Genomic DNA, 16,802 nt, shown 5'->3' with positions numbered 1-16,802 from the left:
ATTGGCGGTTTGGACAGATCCGAGTGGCTGTGATAGATTCTATGGCGGGGTCGATTGCGGGGATAGGATGCTGAAGTTTGATGAACATACGGCGCGCCTGCTGGACGATGCCTATCAGGGGGCGGATTTCTCGCGACGACGCAGGATGAGCTTTGACGCGGTAGATCCGCGACCGGGCGAGCGCATACTCGATGTCGGCTGCGGGCCCGGTTTGCTGAGTCAGGATCTCGCGCGGGCCGTGGGCGAGGACGGTCACATCTTCGGGCTGGATCCCAGCGATCACATGCTGAACTCGGCCAGGCAACGATGCGGCGCGCGCGCGAATGTGACGCTGCTGCAGGGCAGTGCCGAGACGTTGCCGATCGAGGATTGCAGTATCGACAAGGCCGTTTCCCTGCAGGTGTTCGAGTATTTCGATGACATGCACCCTGCCCTATCCGAGTTGCACCGGGTTTTGCGACCCGATGGTCGCGTGGTCATTTCGGACATGCATTTTGACACGCTGGTCTGGCACAGTGATCAGCCCGAGCGCATGGCCCGGATGATCCGCATCTGGGATGGCCACCTCGCGGAACGACGGGTTCCGGAAATCTTGCCAAGCGCCCTTCGGAATGCCGGTTTCAGAATGGAAACCGTGATCCCGTACAACAATTGTGACATCGATCTGCGGCCAGATGGGTTGGCGCAGATGATGATCCGTCTGATGGTGGGATATGCGACATCGACCGGAGAAATGACGCCGGACGAATCCGGCGCGTGGGCGCAAGAACAGGCCGAGCTTGCACGAGATCGTCGTTTCTGGTTCTCGCTGAGCCATTTCATCACCGTCGCACGGCGCCAATGACCGGGGGCTATCGCCTCCACTATGCGCCCGACAATGCGTCGCTGATTGTCAGGCTGACACTGGAAGAGTTGGGGCAAGACTACGAGACCGTCCTCGTTGACAGAACACGGCAAGCACAGCGCAGCCCTGCCTATCTCACGTTGAACCCCAACGGATTGATCCCGGTGCTGGAAACGCCCCAGGGCCCGCTGTTTGAAACCGGCGCGATCCTGTTGTGGCTGGCCGACACGCATCACAAGAGTGCCCCAGCGCTTGAGGCCGTAGACCGGGGTGCCTATCTGAAATGGTTGTTCTTTGTTTCCAACACGCTGCATGCCGACCTGCGGATGATGTTCTACCCGCATCTCTACGTGGGTCACGACATCAGCGCGCAGACGGCCCTGCGCAAGACCCTGCAGGACCGGCTGCGCACTCATCTCGCAAGACTTGACAAGGTGGCTGCAGATTGTCCCGGCTGGCTGTCTGCGGATGCACCAACCGGGCTGTGCTGGTATGTGGCCTGCCTCTTGCGATGGATGGCGCTGTTTCCCAGCGACTGGGATCGAAGCTGGTTCGACCTTTCGGCGACCCCGCACCTGTTTGAATTGCTGGCAGGCCTCGAAAATCATCCGGCCACCCGCGCCGCACAAGTTGCCGAAGGGTTGGGACCGACACCGTTTACCGCACCGCGCCACGCCCGACCCCCGGAAGGCAGTGCCACCTGATCCGTGAAAATGTCATATCGCCCGGCAAAGTGTCGCTTTCTTGACGTCGCTCGCAGAACGGGCATGTGATAGAGCTACCTGGCACAGGAAATCAGAGGGTTCGCCATGTTCCTATCGGTATTTGACATGTTCAAGGTCGGCGTTGGACCGTCCTCATCCCACACGATGGGGCCGATGGTTGCCGCCGCGCGCTTTCTGGATGAGATGCGCGCCTCGCCGTTCGGATTGGTCGGGTTGCGAATATCATTGCACGGCAGTCTGGCGTTCACCGGCGTGGGCCATGCCACGGACCGGGCCACGATTTTGGGGCTCGCGGGATTTCGACCCGAAACCTACGACGCCGAAGCCGCTGCCAAGGCCCTTGCCGAGATCAAATCGACCTACCGCCTGTCACCCGAAGGGCTGGGTCCGCTCAGGTTCAACCCGGCCACTGACCTGATCTTTGATTACGATCGCGTTTTGCCCGGCCATGCCAATGGAATGATCCTGATGGCAACCGATGCCCAGGGCGACGTGACATTGCGCCAGACCTATTACTCGATCGGCGGCGGGTTCGTGATGACCGAGGAGGAACTTGCCGCAGGCAAGGATACGGATGACGGCGCGCCTGTCCCCTACCCGTTCAAATCCGCCGCTGAAATGCTCGCAATGGCAGGAGAATCCGGAAAGTCCATCGCCGCAATGAAACGCGCGAACGAATTGTCTCGTGGCGGCGCGGACAAGCTGGCCGCTGGTACCGCGCGTTTGTGGGAAGTGATGAACGATTGCATAGATCGCGGCCTGACGACCGATGGCATCCTGCCGGGCGGGCTGAGCGTAAAGCGGCGCGCCAAGGGCATTCACGATGCGCTGATCGCCGAACGCGGCATGAATCTGACCGCGCCGCACACGATCAACGACTGGATGAGCGTCTATGCCATGGCGGTGAACGAGGAGAACGCTGCCGGCGGACAGGTCGTGACCGCCCCGACCAATGGTGCGGCGGGTGTGTTGCCGGCCGTACTGCGCTATTACCTGGATCATGTTCCGGGCGCATCCTCGGCACATGTCGAGGATTTCCTGCTGACCGCCGGCGCCATCGGTGGTCTGGTCAAGTTCAACGCCTCGATTTCCGGGGCCGAAGCAGGCTGTCAGGCCGAGGTGGGCAGCGCCGCCGCCATGGCTGCCGCCGGGCTATGCGCGGTCATGGGCGGCACGCCGGAACAGGTGGAAAATGCCGCCGAAATCGCGCTGGAGCATCATCTGGGTATGACCTGTGATCCGGTGCGGGGGCTGGTTCAGGTGCCATGTATCGAGCGCAATGGCCTTGGCGCGATCAAGGCCGTGTCAGCCGCAAGCCTTGCCCTGCGCGGTGACGGCACGCATCTGGTTCCGCTTGACGCCTGTATCGAAACCATGCGGCAGACCGGTCAGGACATGAGCGAGCGCTATAAGGAAACCTCGCTTGGCGGGCTGGCCGTGAATGTTCCGAATTGCTGAGCGAGCGACTCGCAGGCCCCGGCAAACACAAAGGCTACCGTCACCAGCAACGCGTCGCGCTGCTCCAAGTTTCCTGGCGGTTCCTTCACCGGTTCTGCTCAGGTGGCGGCGTGCCGACCAGAGAGTTTAAATCATCGGTCAGCTCACAGGGAGCCACGCTTTTGTGCGTTTGGTAAACAGAACGTTTCCTTGCATCATTTTTTGTCGCTGCTAGCGTGCAGACCATGTCTACCGATCGGCCCCTTCTGGGCGTTCTCTTGATGCTTGGTTTCTGCATCGTCGCCCCGATGGGTGACGCTGTGGCAAAGCTGCTCGGGCAATCTGTCCCGCTTGGCCAATTGCTGCTGGTGCGGTTTGCCATTCAGGCGGTTGCGCTTATTCCGATCGTCTACCTGACCGGGCGCTTGTGGCGGATGCGCGGGCGCGTGCTGATCCTGACGTTCGTTCGCACGGTGCTGCATATCACCGGCATCGGCGCCATGTTCACGGCCTTGAAGTATCTGCCGCTCGCAGATGCGGTTGCGATCGCCTTTGTCATGCCATTCATCATGCTCCTGCTCGGCAAGTTCGTGCTGTCCGAAGAAGTCGGCAGCCGGAGGCTGATCGGCTGCATTGTCGGCTTCATCGGGACCCTGATGGTGATTCAGCCAAGCTTTGTCGAAATCGGCTGGCCTGCGCTGTGGCCGCTTGTGGTCGCGATCAATTTCTCGTTCTTCATGCTCGTGACCCGTCAGCTGGCCAAGGAAACCGACCCGATTGGCCTGCAGGCCGTAAGCGGCGTGATGGCGACCGTCCTCTTGATACCTGCGGTCCTGATCGGCGACGCAGCCGGATGGCCAGGCCTGAACCTCATTCGGCCCGACGGAACCGAATGGGGCCTGCTGATTGCCATCGGGTTGCTGGGTACGGCCGCGCATTTGCTGATGACATGGTCTCTGCGCTACGCGCCTGCCGCGACTCTGGCTCCGATGCAGTATCTCGAGATTCCGGTCGCCACGATTATCGGATGGCTGGTGTTTCGCGACCTGCCCAACACATTGGCCAGCATCGGCATTCTGGTCACCATTGGCGCCGGCCTCTACGTGATCATGCGCGAGCAGGCCACTGCGCGGGCAATTGCCCGACAGACGCGTGACGACGAGACGATGCCAGCGCAGTGACCGCAGCCGCAAGTGCCCGCCGCGGCACGATTGCAAGAAGCCCGGCCCCATCCACCCGAAGCCGGACCCGCCCCGTCGCACGATTCGAGGTTCCGATGCGCCCATCAGGGGACAGAGCAAGCCCGTCGATCGGCCATTTCAATCCCTGCGAACGCCCGCTGACAGCGGCCATCGGGAACAACGACACCACGTCGCCAGCCGTCAGGTCCAGCACGAGAACCGGGGGGACGTGCAATACGATCTCGGTCTCACCGATCAGGATGCACGGCTTGCCCGGATAGCGAACAAGCGCGTTGAACGCCGCAAACTGATGATCAAGCCGCGCGCCGAGGAATCCCACCGCGAGAATCACCGGCGCCGCGATGCAGCGCAGCGCCTTTTCGAAATCCGTGCTGTCCTGTTCGGCGATCTGAAACAGCCGATCGGCAGGAATCCGCGCGCGATCCTGCGCGGTGAGGCTATCGAAATCTCCCACAACGGCGTGGATGTCATGGCCACCGGCAAGCGCAGAAGACGCGCCCCCATCGACCGCTACAAGCATGGGCGCAAGGCGCAGGGCCATTTCGATATCATCGGGACCAACCGTGCCCCCGCCAACAAGCGTAATGCCGCGCTTGCTCTGGATATTCGCATCATTCATGGGCGCGTTAATCCCTTTTTTGGAACGAGAACACATTCTGGCCACAAAAAGATACTGATATCAGATGATGAACTGACCGCTTTTTGACGCCTACTGTATGGTAAATTAAACCATGTGACTGTGTAAGGGTCGGCGACAACTCTCTAAGGATGGGCAGCATGGCGAACAACAACAAGGTTCTGACGGTTTCCTACGGGGCGTTTTCCTGCACGCTTGAGGGGTTTGACGATTCTGTCGGGACGCTCAAGGAGATTACCGAATATTTCCGAGCGCTGTCTGCGTCTGATCCCGGTTTCGGTGACGAGCCGATGCTTCCCGACCCGGCGAATTTGGCCCGGATCGCCAAGAACAATGAACCCAGACCCGTTGATATCCGCACAGGCGACCGGGGCAGCATCCTGCTGCGCGCAGAAGACGCCGAGTTCGTTCCCGATACCGACGTCACATCAGAACGCGAAGCGGACCCGGACAATGATGAGCAGCAAGAGACGCTCAGCCTCGCCGAGGTGATGGCGCAGGTCTCGGAACCGGAACAACCGCCGGCGGAACAGGCCCAGGCGAAGTCTGAGGAGCCTGTCGCGGACAGCGTTTCCGCCAAGCTGCAACGCCTGCGCGCGATCGTCGCGCGCAACGCAGCAGAGCTTGAAGACGACGACCAGCCCGAAGATGTCGACACGGTGGAAGAATTCTTCTCCGGTTCCTATGCAGGCGAGATGAGTGATGCGCTCGGCGAGGACGAAGCGGAATCTGCGGACGGTTCCGACGATGCCGACGACGCCGATCCGATCGCCGACGATGCGGCGGATGATGCGGAGCCCGCTCCCGGCACCGGAATGGAAGATGAAGATTCGGTTTCCGACGACGTCGAGGAGACACGTCCTGACGGCGAGCAGCTGCACGATAGCGCCGCCGACGAAGACGAGGTCATGCAAAAGGTGCTGGGTACTGTTTCGGTAACCGACGACAGCAGCCCTTTGGGATCTGAGGCTGAGGCTGAGGCTGAGGCTGAGGCTGAGGCTGAGGCTGAGGCTGAGGCTGAGGAAGATCTCTCAGTGCCTTACCTATTGAAACCCGAACAAATGGTCGCAGCCGGCACCACAGCGAACGCAGACGGGGAACCATCTGAAGTACCGCACGTGGTGAGGATCAAACGTGCGGATGTCGAAGCAGCGTTGGCGGCCGGGGATTTGCAAGATATCACGGAGCAATCCGCCGAGACCCGTTCACAAAAGAACAAGCTTCTGCCTGGCGGCAATGAACTCGCGCGCCTTATGGCTACCGCCGATGCCAGGATGGAAGAACCGGATTCCTCGAACACGCGAGAGACATACAGCCATCTTCGCGCTGCCGCTGCGGCGACAGGAGAGGAACGCACGGTGGCGCGATCAGGCGACGATCAGGCGACGGATGATGTTTACCGCGAGGATCTGGCCAGCGTTGTCAAACCCACCCGTCCGAGCTCCAAACGCCCCGGTCGTCCGACTGACCAAAGCCAGAACGCGCCGCTAAAACTGGTCCCGGATCTGAGGATCGACGTCGAAGACAGCGCGGCGTTGCGCGGCCCGGTGCGCCCGCGCCGCGTTTATGCCGCAACGGCCGAATATGACGTCGAAACATCGGACACCAACACGACGTTTGCCGACTTTGCAGCGGAACAGGGTGCGACCGAAATGCCCGATGTGCTGGAAGCGGCTGCGGCCTACCTGTCCTTCGTCGAAGGTCGCAAACAATTCTCGCGCCCGCAGCTGATGAGCAAATTGCACCAGATTGATGACGGTGCCTATGACCGCGAGGATAGCCTGCGCTCGTTCGGCAATCTGTTGCGCGACGGCAAGATCGAGAAAGTGGGTGGCGGGCGGTTCACGGCGTCTGACGACATTGGATATCGTCCGGTCAAACACGCCGCCGGTTAGCTCCCAAAGGCGCCAGACAGAAAACGGCGGCCCTTTCGGGGCCGCCGTCTTTTTTTGTTGATTTGAACCGTGGCGGGGCGCGTTTGCAACCCGCCAGCGGAGCCTAGTGGCCGAACTTGCGAATCTCACCAGACGCCAGGCGGCTGCTGTAGGAGGCCAGTTCCTTGCGCACGACCTTCATCAGGAAGTAGAGCGCAAAGACGTTGACCACCGCCATCGCAAAGATCGCTGCATCGGAGAAATCGATAACCGGCCCAAGATTGGCCGCCGCCCCGATGATAACGAAGACGCAGAAGATCAGCTTGAAGATCAGCTCAGTCGTCTTCCCTTCTCCGAACAAATAGGTCCAGGCCTTGAGGCCATAGTAGGACCAGGAGATCATGGTCGAGAAGGCAAACAGGATCACCGCGACCGCCAGCACCAGCGGGAACCAACTGATCCCAGAAGCAAAGGCCGCCGACGTCAACTGGACACCCTGAACACCTCCTTCGGTTGCGATCATGCTGCCGTCTTCGGTCAGGATGAAGAGACCTGTCGCAGGATCAACTTGCTGAACACCGGAGATGGTGATCACCAAAGCCGTCATCGTACAGATGACCACGGTATCGATCAGCGGCTCGAGCAGCGATACGAAACCTTCGGTGATTGGCTCCTTGGTCCGGACCGCCGAGTGGGCAATGGCCGCAGAACCCACGCCGGCTTCGTTCGAGAACGCCGCCCGCTTGAAGCCCTGGATCAGCGCACCGACCATACCGCCGGCAACACCCAGTCCGGTAAAGGCACCGGCAAAGATCTGTCCGAACGCCCAACCGATCTGGTCAAAATTGACGATCAGAATGATCAGCGCCGCGCCGACATAGAGGATGCCCATGAATGGCACCACCTTTTCGGTCACCCGGGCGATGGATTTGATGCCGCCGACGATCACCGCAAAGACGACTCCGGCAAAAATGACACCGGTGATCCACCCCGGATAATCCCCGACGATGCCGGAAATCTGTGCGTGTGCCTGGTTGGCCTGGAACATGTTGCCCCCGCCCAAAGCGCCCAGAATACAGAAGATCGAAAACAGGACCGCAAGGATCTTGCCACCCGGAAGCCCGAGTTCGGTGAACCCTTTGGACATGTAGTACATCGGGCCGCCCGACACCGTGCCGTCGGGATATTCGTTCCGATACTTCACGCCCAGCGTACATTCGGTGAACTTGGACGCCATGCCAAGAAGACCCGCGAGGATCATCCAGAACGTCGCACCTGGCCCGCCGATACCGACGGCCACCGCAACACCGGCGATGTTACCAAGGCCGACCGTACCCGACAACGCCGTGGCCAGCGCCTGAAAGTGGCTGACCTCGCCTGCGTCGTTGGGGTCAGAGTAGTCGCCCTTTACCAGCGAGATCGCGTGTCCGAAGAACCTGAATTGCACGAAGGCAAAATAGAGCGTAAAGACCGTGGCCGCGACCACGAGCCAAAGCACGATCCAGGGAAAATTCGTTCCCGGAAGCGGGGCAAAGATGAGACTGACGAATGGCCCCGTCACGCTGGCAAAGGTCTCGTTGACCTTCTGATCCAGAGTCATGGCTTCCTGGGCGATGGCAGGGGCCGCCAGACCAATTGCTGTCGCAGCAGACAGCGCTGTTGTAACTGCGCGTTTCATATGATGATCCTCTTATCCGACAACGGTTACTGGAACGCTGGCTTCCATCACCAGGTTGGCCGTCGAGCTGCCAAATATCCGTTGGGACAGGCTTCGCTCGCTCGCTCGAGCGACAATGATCTGTTCCGCATTCTCCTTGAGCGCGACTTCATTCAATGCGTCCGCCACGTTCCCGTGACGCACGATGCCACGGACACTCAGCCCGTCCTTGGTCAATCTCTCGACCGCAGGAGCAATGATCCGCTCATTGGCGGAGGCGATTTCCTTCTCGCGTCGCTTGTGACGCTGTTCGTTTTCCTCGGGGGTCTGGAACGCATAGGGCGACCATTCGATAATATACACCACGAGCAACTCGCATGCGCCGATCTGGCCGGCGAGCTTTTGGGCGTAGTCCAGGGCGCGTTCGCCCGAACTGTGCCCGTCTAGGCCAACTACTAGTTTTGCCGTCATTATGTCATACCTCCAGTCCGCGCGTCCGCGACGGTGATCAAGAGTCGGAAAAGACTGCCCCCCGGCTGTCACCAAGGCCGACTCCGGATCGGAACGCACGAGTCATTGTTGATGTCTTTCACGGCCGACTATAAGCGCGTGGTTGAAAAATCGCGGCGTGATTCTTGCGTGTTTTCCGGGTATTGGCGCAAAAATATGACAATAGCCTTTTTTGATGCGGTATTGCGGCAATTTGGCTCCTTGAAAAATCTTTGAATATCAATTCGTTAAGAGAACAGTCTCGCCACGCGTCCCGCATTCCTCTGGGATTCGCAGAGTGGTGCAAGCAATTTTTTCATAGCGTGAAACATGCCACGGGCGACCATATGGCCGCCCGAATCCCGCATTTGAGGCAACAAAACCGCAAATTGTGCCAAATCAGTGGCGATCATTCCCATGTTGTTCCTCATCCGGGTCCGCCTGGCCAATGCCACGAAAGATGAACTTGAAGGGCAGCACCCAGACAACCCCGAGGGCGATGTAGATCAGGAACTCGACCAGAATTGGCGGGCGGTTCAGGCTGTTCATGATGGTGACCGCGATCATGATATAGATCGGCAGCCCCACCAGCAGGATCACCAGCGCCCATCGGCGTCGTGCCTTGTAGCTCAGACCGGTTTTTTCAGGTTTGGTCATGTCAGTCGGCAAACGGGTCGGTAACGAGGATGGTGTCATCCCGCTCGGGCGAAGTGGACAGAAGAGCAACCTGGCATTCGATCAGTTCTTCGACCCGGCGCACGTATTTGATCGCGGCGGCCGGCAGGTCCGCCCAGCTGCGCGCGCCCTCTGTGCTCTCGGACCAGCCGGGCATCTCTTCGTATATGGGGACACAGCGCGCCTGCTGATCGGCGGCGGTGGGCAGGTAATCCAGCCGCTGCCCGTCCAGATCGTAGCCCACGCAGATTTTCAGCGTTTCGAACCCATCCAGCACGTCGAGCTTGGTCAGGGAGATGCCGTTCACGCCCGAGGTGGCACAGGTCTGGCGCACGAGGCAGGCATCGAACCAGCCACAGCGACGCTTGCGTCCCGTCGTGGTGCCGAATTCATGGCCGCGCTCGCCCAGACGTTGGCCGTCATCATCATCCAATTCGGTCGGGAACGGCCCCTCACCCACACGGGTGGTATAGGCTTTGACGATGCCAAGCACGAAATCGATCGATCCCGGCCCGATGCCGGTGCCGGTGGCCGCCTGTCCCGCGATGACGTTGGACGATGTGACAAACGGGTAGGTCCCGAAATCGATATCCAGCAACGCGCCCTGTGCGCCTTCAAACAGGATACGTTTGCCCGCCTTGCGCTTTTCGTTCAGCACTTTCCAGACGGGTGCCGCGAACTTGAGGATCGCCGGAGCAATCTCCTTGAGTTTCGCAATCAGCCCGTCGCGGTCGATCGCGTCCAACCCGAGACCCGACCGCAAGGCGTTGTGGTGCACCAGAGCCCGGTCTACGCGCAGCGCCAGCGTCGCGTCATCCGCCAGATCGGCAACGCGGATCACGCGGCGGCCGACCTTGTCCTCGTAGCAAGGGCCAATGCCACGGCCTGTCGTGCCGATCTTGGCAACCGAGTTCTGGTTTTCCCGCGCCCGGTCCAACTCGCCATGAAACGGCAGGATCAGAGGGGTGTTTTCCGCAATCATCAGGGTTTCCGGCGTGATCACGACGCCCTGCGACCGGATGCCTTCGATCTCGTTCAGCAGGTGCCAGGGGTCGAGGACGACGCCATTGCCGATGACCGACAGCTTGCCGCCCCGCACCACGCCCGACGGCAGCGCGTGCAGCTTGTAGACTTCGCCTTCGATGACCAGCGTATGGCCCGCGTTGTGGCCGCCCTGAAACCGGGCAATCACATCGGCCCGTTCGCTGAGCCAATCCACGATCTTGCCTTTTCCCTCGTCACCCCATTGAGCGCCGACAACAACGACATTGGCCATGCCCGTTCCTTCTGTGCGATTATGAAACCCGCGCCGGTATAGCGGCGGCATGCGGGCAGCGAAACCTCAAATTCACCGCAGACGGCAGAAGTCAGCGCGTGAGGCGCACGGGCGCGCCATGGGGCGTCGTCAGGTAAGCGCGTTCCCAGGCGACCCGTACCTGCTCGGCCTCTGTGCGTCCGGCGCTGCCATCTTCGGCCAGCAGCGTTTCGAGTGTTTCGAGCCAGGCATTGAAGTAATCGTCGCCCCCGTCCAGCTCACGGGTCAGGCCATGCCGCGCCAATGTCGCCCCGAACCGCGTGGCCCAGTCGGCCCATGTAAAGCGCCCGGATTCGTTGAGATGAACGGTCAGCGCAAACACCTGCGCATGCCAAGGCTCGGCAAAGGCGGGATCGGGCCGGCTCGTCATGCCGGCTCCAGATAGCATTCCCAGAGATCGAGGGTGACCTCGTCATCGGGATGTTCCGGATGCGTCCAGAGTTCGCAGGCCGGGAACACCACTGTATAGAGCGGCTGCGGCGCTTCGCCCAATCCATGCGCGTTGCTGTCCGGGAAAACATGCGCGCCGTGGCTCAGAAGGATGCGTCCCTGCGCGCCAACCGCATAGGCCGGAAGCCGGGTGTGCCCCCCGTCGATCAGCCGATTTCCTGCACGGGGAATCGTCCGCACCGCATCGCCCGGCGCGTATTTGAACTTGGCATCACTCTCGCGCGAATAGGGGAAACGCTTGCCCGCTGCGGCCCGGACCTGTTCGGGGCTGACCTTGCGTGCTCTGATCGCCTCATCGGGTGGCTGCGCATCGTCACCGGTCAGCTCTGCTTCTGAAAGCACCTGTCCCGCGACAAGCATATCGGTGACGGCTGCGATCCATTTTTCATAATAGGTGAACCGCGCATAATCCCTGGGCGCCAGTCTTTCGCGGGCATGTCGGCGCATGTCGATATTCCACTGGCCCAATGGCATCGACAGGGTTGTGATCGCGTGCGCCCGTTTCTGCCAGTCGGCGGCAAACGGGGCGTCATCCGGCTGGCCCGTATTGACAGGTCCGGTGCCATAGCGGCCTCCCATGTCATGAACCCGGCTCACGACGGTGCCTCCGGCTGGCCGGTTCCGATCATGGAATTTCGCGTGACCCAATTGGCAAGGTCAGCCTCGGACAGCCCTTCAGTTTCCGCCGGTCGCATCGGCAACACCAGATACCGAACCTCGGCGGTGGAATCCCAGACCCGAACGGAGGTGCCCTCCGGCAAGATCACCCCGAATTCGGCCAGCACCTTGCGCGGTTCTCGCACGGCGCGCGCCCTGTAGGCGTCTGATTTGTACCAGGCCGGCGGCACCCCCAACAACGGCCAAGGATAGCAACTGCACAGCGTGCAAACCACGATGTTATGCTGCCGTTCGGTGTTCTCGACCACGACCACATGTTCGCCCTGCCCACCGGTCATGTCCATCTCGATCAGATCGGGCATCGGGTCATCCAGAATGCGCGCCTTGAACTCCGGATCGCTCCAGGCCCGCGCCACCACTTTTGCGCCGTGCTGCGGGCCAATACGGGTCTCGAACTGGTCGATCAGCACGTCAATCGCGGCGGGATCAATCAGCCCTTTGCGCGTCAGTACGGTTTCAAGCGCCTTGACGCGCAGCGCCGGATCGGAGGGCAGCAGAGCGTGGGGATGTTCGTCATGAGACTGATCGTGTGGCATGAACCCAGCATGGGCGCCCCAAGCACGTTTTGTCCAGCCCCCAGATCGTCCCTTGCCCCTTTCGGCAATCTTGCCTACATACCCCCCGATACAAACGCCCTACGCCGCAGGTCCTCATGGAAAATGTCATATTAATCGTCCACCTGATACTGGCCCTCGGCCTGATCGGAGTCGTGCTGTTGCAGCGCTCTGAGGGCGGCGGGCTTGGCATGGGTGGCGGCGGTGGCGGCGCGATATCCGGTCGTGCAGCGGCAACGGCCCTGGGCAAGGTGACCTGGATTCTGGCCATTGCGTTCATCTGCACGTCGATCACCTTGACCGTTCTGGCAGCGCAGAAGGCGGCCGGCACTTCGGTCATCGACCGGCTTGGCGGCTCTGCCCCCGCAGCGGAGGAAACGGTGCCGGCCCTGCCGGACGCACAAGACCTGTTGCCGCCGAGCGCAGACAGTGATGCACCACTGGTGCCCAAAGCCGACTAACCCGGTCACGTACAATACCTTGACCAAAGAGAGAGAACCGTAACAGCATCTTGCGGTTCTCTTGCGCATGACGGGCGAATCCTGTATGGGTGAACTCCCGTGATGCATCGGTTTTTTTCGGCCGGTGCGACTCTGAATTTCGACAGTCACGGGAGCAGCCGACAGCATGGCGCGTTTTATCTTTATCACCGGCGGTGTTGTGTCCTCTCTGGGCAAGGGGCTGGCCTCGGCGGCCCTTGGATCGCTTTTGCAGGCGCGCGGTTTTTCGGTTCGGTTGCGCAAGCTTGACCCCTATCTCAACGTCGACCCCGGCACGATGAGCCCGTTTGAACATGGCGAGGTCTTCGTCACCGACGACGGTGCCGAAACCGATCTCGACCTTGGGCACTACGAACGCTTTACCGGAGTCGCCGCCCGAAACAGCGATTCCGTAAGCTCCGGTCGCATTTACTCGACAGTGCTGGAGAAAGAGCGGCGCGGCGATTATCTGGGCAAGACCATTCAGGTCATTCCCCACGTCACCAACGAGATCAAGGATTTCATCGCCATCGGCGAGGAGGAGGTCGATTTCATGCTGTGTGAAATCGGCGGCACGGTTGGCGACATCGAGGGCCTGCCGTTCTTTGAAGCGATCCGCCAGTTCAGCCAGGACCGACCGCGCGGGCAATGCGTGTTCATGCATCTGACGCTGCTGCCCTTTATCAAGGCAAGCGGCGAGCTAAAGACCAAGCCAACGCAGCACAGCGTCAAGGAATTGCGCTCGATCGGCCTCGCACCCGACATTCTGGTGTGCCGGTCCGAAGGTCCGATCCCCGAAAAGGAGCGCGCAAAGCTGGCCCTGTTCTGTAACGTGCGGCCAGATGCCGTGATCGCGGCGCAGGATCTCAAATCCATCTACGAAGCGCCGCTGGCCTATCATCGCGAAGGGCTGGATCAGGCTGTGCTTGATGCCTTTGCGATTACCCCGGCCCCAAAACCCAATCTCGCCCGCTGGGAAGACGTGGCCGACCGGATCTACAACCCCGAGGGCACCATCAAGGTCGCCATCGTCGGCAAGTACACGCAACTGGAAGACGCATACAAATCCATCGCCGAGGCACTGACCCATGGCGGTATGGCCAACCGGGTCCGGGTTCAGGTGGAATGGGTCGATGCCGAGATTTTCGACACCGAGGATCCGGCCCCCTATCTCGAAGGCTTCCACGCGATCCTGGTGCCGGGCGGCTTTGGCGAACGCGGCACCGAAGGCAAGATCAAGGCGGCCGAATTCGCCCGAACCCGCAAGGTACCCTATCTGGGCATTTGTCTGGGCATGCAGATGGCGGTGATCGAGGCGGCGCGCAATGTCGCGGGGCTGAAAACCGCCGGGTCCGAAGAATTCGACCACGAGGCCGGCAAGAAACGGTTCGAACCCGTAGTCTATCACCTCAAGGAATGGGTGCAGGGCAGCAAGCGCGTCGAGCGCAAGGTTGGCGACGACAAGGGCGGCACCATGCGGTTGGGAGCCTATGACGCCACGCTGAAGGATGGCTCGCGGGTGGCCGAAGTCTACGGTACGCCCCATATCGAAGAACGGCACCGGCACCGCTATGAAGTCGATATCAAGTATCGCGAGCAGCTCGAAGACGTCGGGTTGCAGTTTTCGGGCATGTCCCCGGATGGCCGCCTGCCGGAAATTGTCGAATGGCGCGATCATCCATGGTTCATCGGGGTCCAGTTCCATCCGGAACTGAAGTCAAAACCCTTTGCGCCGCATCCGTTGTTTGCCGATTTCGTGCGTGCCGCCAAGGAAACGTCGCGGCTGGTTTGAGCGCATGGCCTACCTATGCGATTGCTGTACCGCCGCCGACGGATTAGGTTCAAGCCATGACACGCTTGCTGGCCATCCTGCTGTGCACCGTCCCTGTGCCCGCGCTGACCCATCCGCATATCTTTATTGATACGGGTGTGGACATCATTCTTGACGAGTCCGGCGCGCTCTCGCACCTGAAAATCACCTGGACCTATGACGAATACTATTCGCTGCTGATCACAGAAGAACTGAAGATCGACCAGGATTTCGACGGAGTGCTGACAGAAGAAGACATCGCGCGTCTGACCGGCTTCGACATGAACTGGGTCCCCGGTTTCAACGGCGATCTGGTGGCTCTGCTTGATGAAGCCCTGCTTGATTTGTCCGGTCCGCAACAGCCGACCGCGACTCTTAAGGATGGTCGCATCACCACCACCCATGTTCGCCAGGTCGAGGCCACCCCGAGTCTCGCTGGGCACATCCTGTCGCTGCGTGCCTATGATGAAACCTATTACACTGCCTATGACGTGACGCTTCCGGTCAAGATCAAACCCGCGTCGATCTGCACGCTGGACAAGATCGCCCCTGACATTGATGGCGAGTTGGAACAGATGCGGCAGATGCTGTTGACGATCAACGCCGATGCGGATCTGGAGGAGAACGAAATTCCCCTGATCGGAGCCAAGTTTGCAACCGAAATCCGCGTGTCATGTCCCGCTTCCTGATCGTTCCGGTTCTGCTGGCGCTGGCCTACGCGCTCTGGCTGTGGAGCAGTGGCGGCTTTGACCAAATTGCGGCGATGGCGGCATTGGAACAGCGCGATTTCCAGAACCGGATTGCCCGCACCCTGCGTGAACTGCGCGGCGGCGGCGAGGGGTCTTTGCTGGTTCTGCTGATTGCCTGTTTTGCCTACGGGTTCTTTCATGCGGTCGGCCCCGGACATGGCAAGGTACTGCTCGGCGGCTACGGGCTGGGCCGCAAGGTGTCGGCGCTGCGGCTGGCCACGATCGGATTTGCCGCGTCGCTGGGACAGGCCATCACGGCAATTGCGCTGGTCTACACGGGCGTACTGCTCCTGTCGCTCGGGCGGGAACAGATGGTCGGACTGACCGAGGATATCATGGCACCGGCCTCTTATGCGGCCATAGCGCTGATCGGCGGCTGGCTGATCCTGCGTGGCATTCGCCATGTCCGCAAAGCAGCAGCAAATCATGACCACGACCACGATCACGACGGCACATGCGGCTCATGCGGCCATCGTCACGCCCCGACACCAGACGAAGTGGCGGGCGCGCGGTCGTTGACCGAGGTCCTGGCGTTGATCTTGAGCATCGCGATCCGCCCCTGCACCGGCGCGCTCTTCGTATTGCTCATCACCTGGCAGATGGGGATTGCGCTGGCAGGGATCGCCGGGGCCTTTGCAATGGCGCTCGGCACCGCAACGGTAACGGTCGCCGTCGGTCTTGGTGCTGTCGGGCTGCGCGGCGGGCTTGTCGCATCGCTGACAAGCGGAGGTCTGGCGGCGCGGTTGTTGCCCGCCGTCGAAATCTTTGCAGGCTTGGTGATCGCGCTGATCGCCGGCGGGTTGCTTTTGCGTTCACTCGGGTGATCAGCCAGCTGTCGTTTCCCATATTGCATGTCCCGGGATTCCGGGCGAGGTTCGCCGCGAAGCAGGGGGCAAGGGAGCGACTGATGGCCAAAGGATACTGGATCGCGCACGTTGATGTGGCCGACATCGAAACCTACAAGGAATACGTTGCCGCCAACGCGGCTCCTTTTGCTGAATTCGGGGCTCGGTTTCTGGTCCGGGGCGGTCAACGGCAGGTGCGCGAAGGCGCGGCCCGCAAGCGCACCGTGGTGATCGAGTTTGACAGCTATGAAGCGGCACTGGCCTGTTATGACAGCGCGAGTTATCGGGCCGCCAAAGATATCCGTGATCCTGTCTCAACCGGCGATCTTGTCATCATCGAAGGCTATGATGGATAGGATTCGCTTGGCGAACCCCGCGATAC

18 protein-coding genes are annotated in these 16,802 nt (G+C 60.8%); 10 read left to right on the top strand and 8 right to left on the bottom strand.

What is annotated here, in order from left to right:
• Window positions 1–67: 67 nt before the first annotated feature.
• From QO231_RS13410 to QO231_RS13395, 4 genes are all read left to right on the top strand, one after another.
• A complete protein-coding gene (locus QO231_RS13410; RefSeq protein ID WP_316777142.1) occupies window positions 68–844 on the top strand; it encodes a methyltransferase domain-containing protein in 777 nt (258 codons plus the stop codon).
• Complete coding sequence (locus QO231_RS13405) at window positions 841–1,548, top strand: glutathione S-transferase family protein (protein ID WP_316777140.1); 708 nt, start codon at window positions 841–843, stop codon at window positions 1,546–1,548. Before QO231_RS13410 ends, QO231_RS13405 begins: the two co-directional genes overlap by 4 nt.
• 105 nt (window positions 1,549–1,653) lie before the next feature.
• Window positions 1,654–3,027, top strand: coding sequence for an L-serine ammonia-lyase (locus QO231_RS13400; RefSeq protein ID WP_316777138.1), 1,374 nt, complete (start codon window positions 1,654–1,656; stop codon window positions 3,025–3,027).
• Window positions 3,028–3,251: 224 nt separating this feature from the next.
• The gene (locus QO231_RS13395) at window positions 3,252–4,187 is read left to right on the top strand and encodes a DMT family transporter (protein ID WP_316777137.1); all 936 of its coding nucleotides are present in this window, start codon (window positions 3,252–3,254) and stop codon (window positions 4,185–4,187) included.
• Here QO231_RS13395 and QO231_RS13390 read toward each other — a convergent pair.
• Window positions 4,114–4,827: a thiamine diphosphokinase gene (locus tag QO231_RS13390; protein WP_316777134.1), complete on the bottom strand. Its 714-nt coding sequence runs from the start codon at window positions 4,825–4,827 to the stop codon at window positions 4,114–4,116. The two genes, QO231_RS13395 and QO231_RS13390, sit on opposite strands and share 74 nt — an antisense overlap.
• 158 nt (window positions 4,828–4,985) lie before the next feature.
• Here QO231_RS13390 and QO231_RS13385 point away from each other — a divergent pair, with 158 nt between their 5' ends.
• On the top strand, window positions 4,986–6,740 hold the full coding sequence (locus QO231_RS13385; RefSeq protein ID WP_316777131.1) for a hypothetical protein: 1,755 nt from the start codon (window positions 4,986–4,988) through the stop codon (window positions 6,738–6,740).
• 103 nt (window positions 6,741–6,843) lie between these two features.
• Here QO231_RS13385 and QO231_RS13380 read toward each other — a convergent pair whose 3' ends face one another.
• From QO231_RS13380 to nthA, 7 genes are all read right to left on the bottom strand, one after another.
• Complete coding sequence (locus QO231_RS13380; RefSeq protein ID WP_316777129.1) at window positions 6,844–8,397, bottom strand: alanine/glycine:cation symporter family protein; 1,554 nt, start codon at window positions 8,395–8,397, stop codon at window positions 6,844–6,846.
• Between the two features lie 12 nt (window positions 8,398–8,409).
• Window positions 8,410–8,847 carry a universal stress protein gene (locus QO231_RS13375; RefSeq protein ID WP_316777127.1) on the bottom strand — a complete coding sequence of 146 codons (438 nt, stop codon included), beginning with the start codon at window positions 8,845–8,847 and terminating at the stop codon, window positions 8,410–8,412.
• Between the two features lie 417 nt (window positions 8,848–9,264).
• Window positions 9,265–9,522 (bottom strand): DUF2842 domain-containing protein, encoded by a 258-nt coding sequence (locus tag QO231_RS13370; RefSeq protein WP_316777124.1) that lies wholly within the window; start codon window positions 9,520–9,522, stop codon window positions 9,265–9,267.
• 1 nt (window position 9,523) lies between these two features.
• Window positions 9,524–10,816: an adenylosuccinate synthase gene (locus QO231_RS13365; RefSeq protein ID WP_316777122.1), complete on the bottom strand. Its 1,293-nt coding sequence runs from the start codon at window positions 10,814–10,816 to the stop codon at window positions 9,524–9,526.
• A gap of 91 nt (window positions 10,817–10,907) precedes the next feature.
• The gene (locus QO231_RS13360) at window positions 10,908–11,225 is read right to left on the bottom strand and encodes a nitrile hydratase accessory protein (protein ID WP_316777119.1); all 318 of its coding nucleotides are present in this window, start codon (window positions 11,223–11,225) and stop codon (window positions 10,908–10,910) included.
• A complete protein-coding gene (nthB, locus tag QO231_RS13355; RefSeq protein ID WP_316777116.1) occupies window positions 11,222–11,902 on the bottom strand; it encodes a nitrile hydratase subunit beta in 681 nt (226 codons plus the stop codon). Before nthB ends, QO231_RS13360 begins: the two co-directional genes overlap by 4 nt.
• Entirely contained in the window at window positions 11,899–12,519 is a 621-nt protein-coding gene (gene nthA / locus QO231_RS13350; RefSeq protein WP_316777114.1) for a nitrile hydratase subunit alpha, read from the bottom strand. Before nthA ends, nthB begins: the two co-directional genes overlap by 4 nt.
• 116 nt (window positions 12,520–12,635) lie before the next feature.
• Here nthA and secG point away from each other — a divergent pair, with 116 nt between their 5' ends.
• The 5 genes from secG (at window position 12,636) to QO231_RS13325 (ending at window position 16,776) form a co-directional block, all read left to right on the top strand.
• On the top strand, window positions 12,636–12,998 hold the full coding sequence (secG, locus tag QO231_RS13345) for a preprotein translocase subunit SecG (RefSeq protein ID WP_316777112.1): 363 nt from the start codon (window positions 12,636–12,638) through the stop codon (window positions 12,996–12,998).
• 166 nt (window positions 12,999–13,164) lie between these two features.
• On the top strand, window positions 13,165–14,808 hold the full coding sequence (locus QO231_RS13340) for a CTP synthase (protein WP_316777109.1): 1,644 nt from the start codon (window positions 13,165–13,167) through the stop codon (window positions 14,806–14,808).
• A gap of 56 nt (window positions 14,809–14,864) precedes the next feature.
• On the top strand, window positions 14,865–15,515 hold the full coding sequence (locus QO231_RS13335) for a DUF1007 family protein (protein WP_316777107.1): 651 nt from the start codon (window positions 14,865–14,867) through the stop codon (window positions 15,513–15,515).
• Window positions 15,500–16,399, top strand: coding sequence for a nickel/cobalt transporter (locus QO231_RS13330; protein WP_316777103.1), 900 nt, complete (start codon window positions 15,500–15,502; stop codon window positions 16,397–16,399). Before QO231_RS13335 ends, QO231_RS13330 begins: the two co-directional genes overlap by 16 nt.
• Window positions 16,400–16,482: 83 nt before the next feature.
• Window positions 16,483–16,776 carry a DUF1330 domain-containing protein gene (locus tag QO231_RS13325; protein ID WP_316777101.1) on the top strand — a complete coding sequence of 98 codons (294 nt, stop codon included), beginning with the start codon at window positions 16,483–16,485 and terminating at the stop codon, window positions 16,774–16,776.
• Window positions 16,777–16,802: the final 26 nt, after the last annotated feature.

Source organism: Sedimentitalea todarodis (genome assembly GCF_032595355.1).
In the GTDB taxonomy this organism is placed as follows: Bacteria; Pseudomonadota; Alphaproteobacteria; order Rhodobacterales; family Rhodobacteraceae; genus Sedimentitalea; species Sedimentitalea todarodis.
This window is presented reverse-complemented; position numbering and strand designations above follow the sequence as displayed.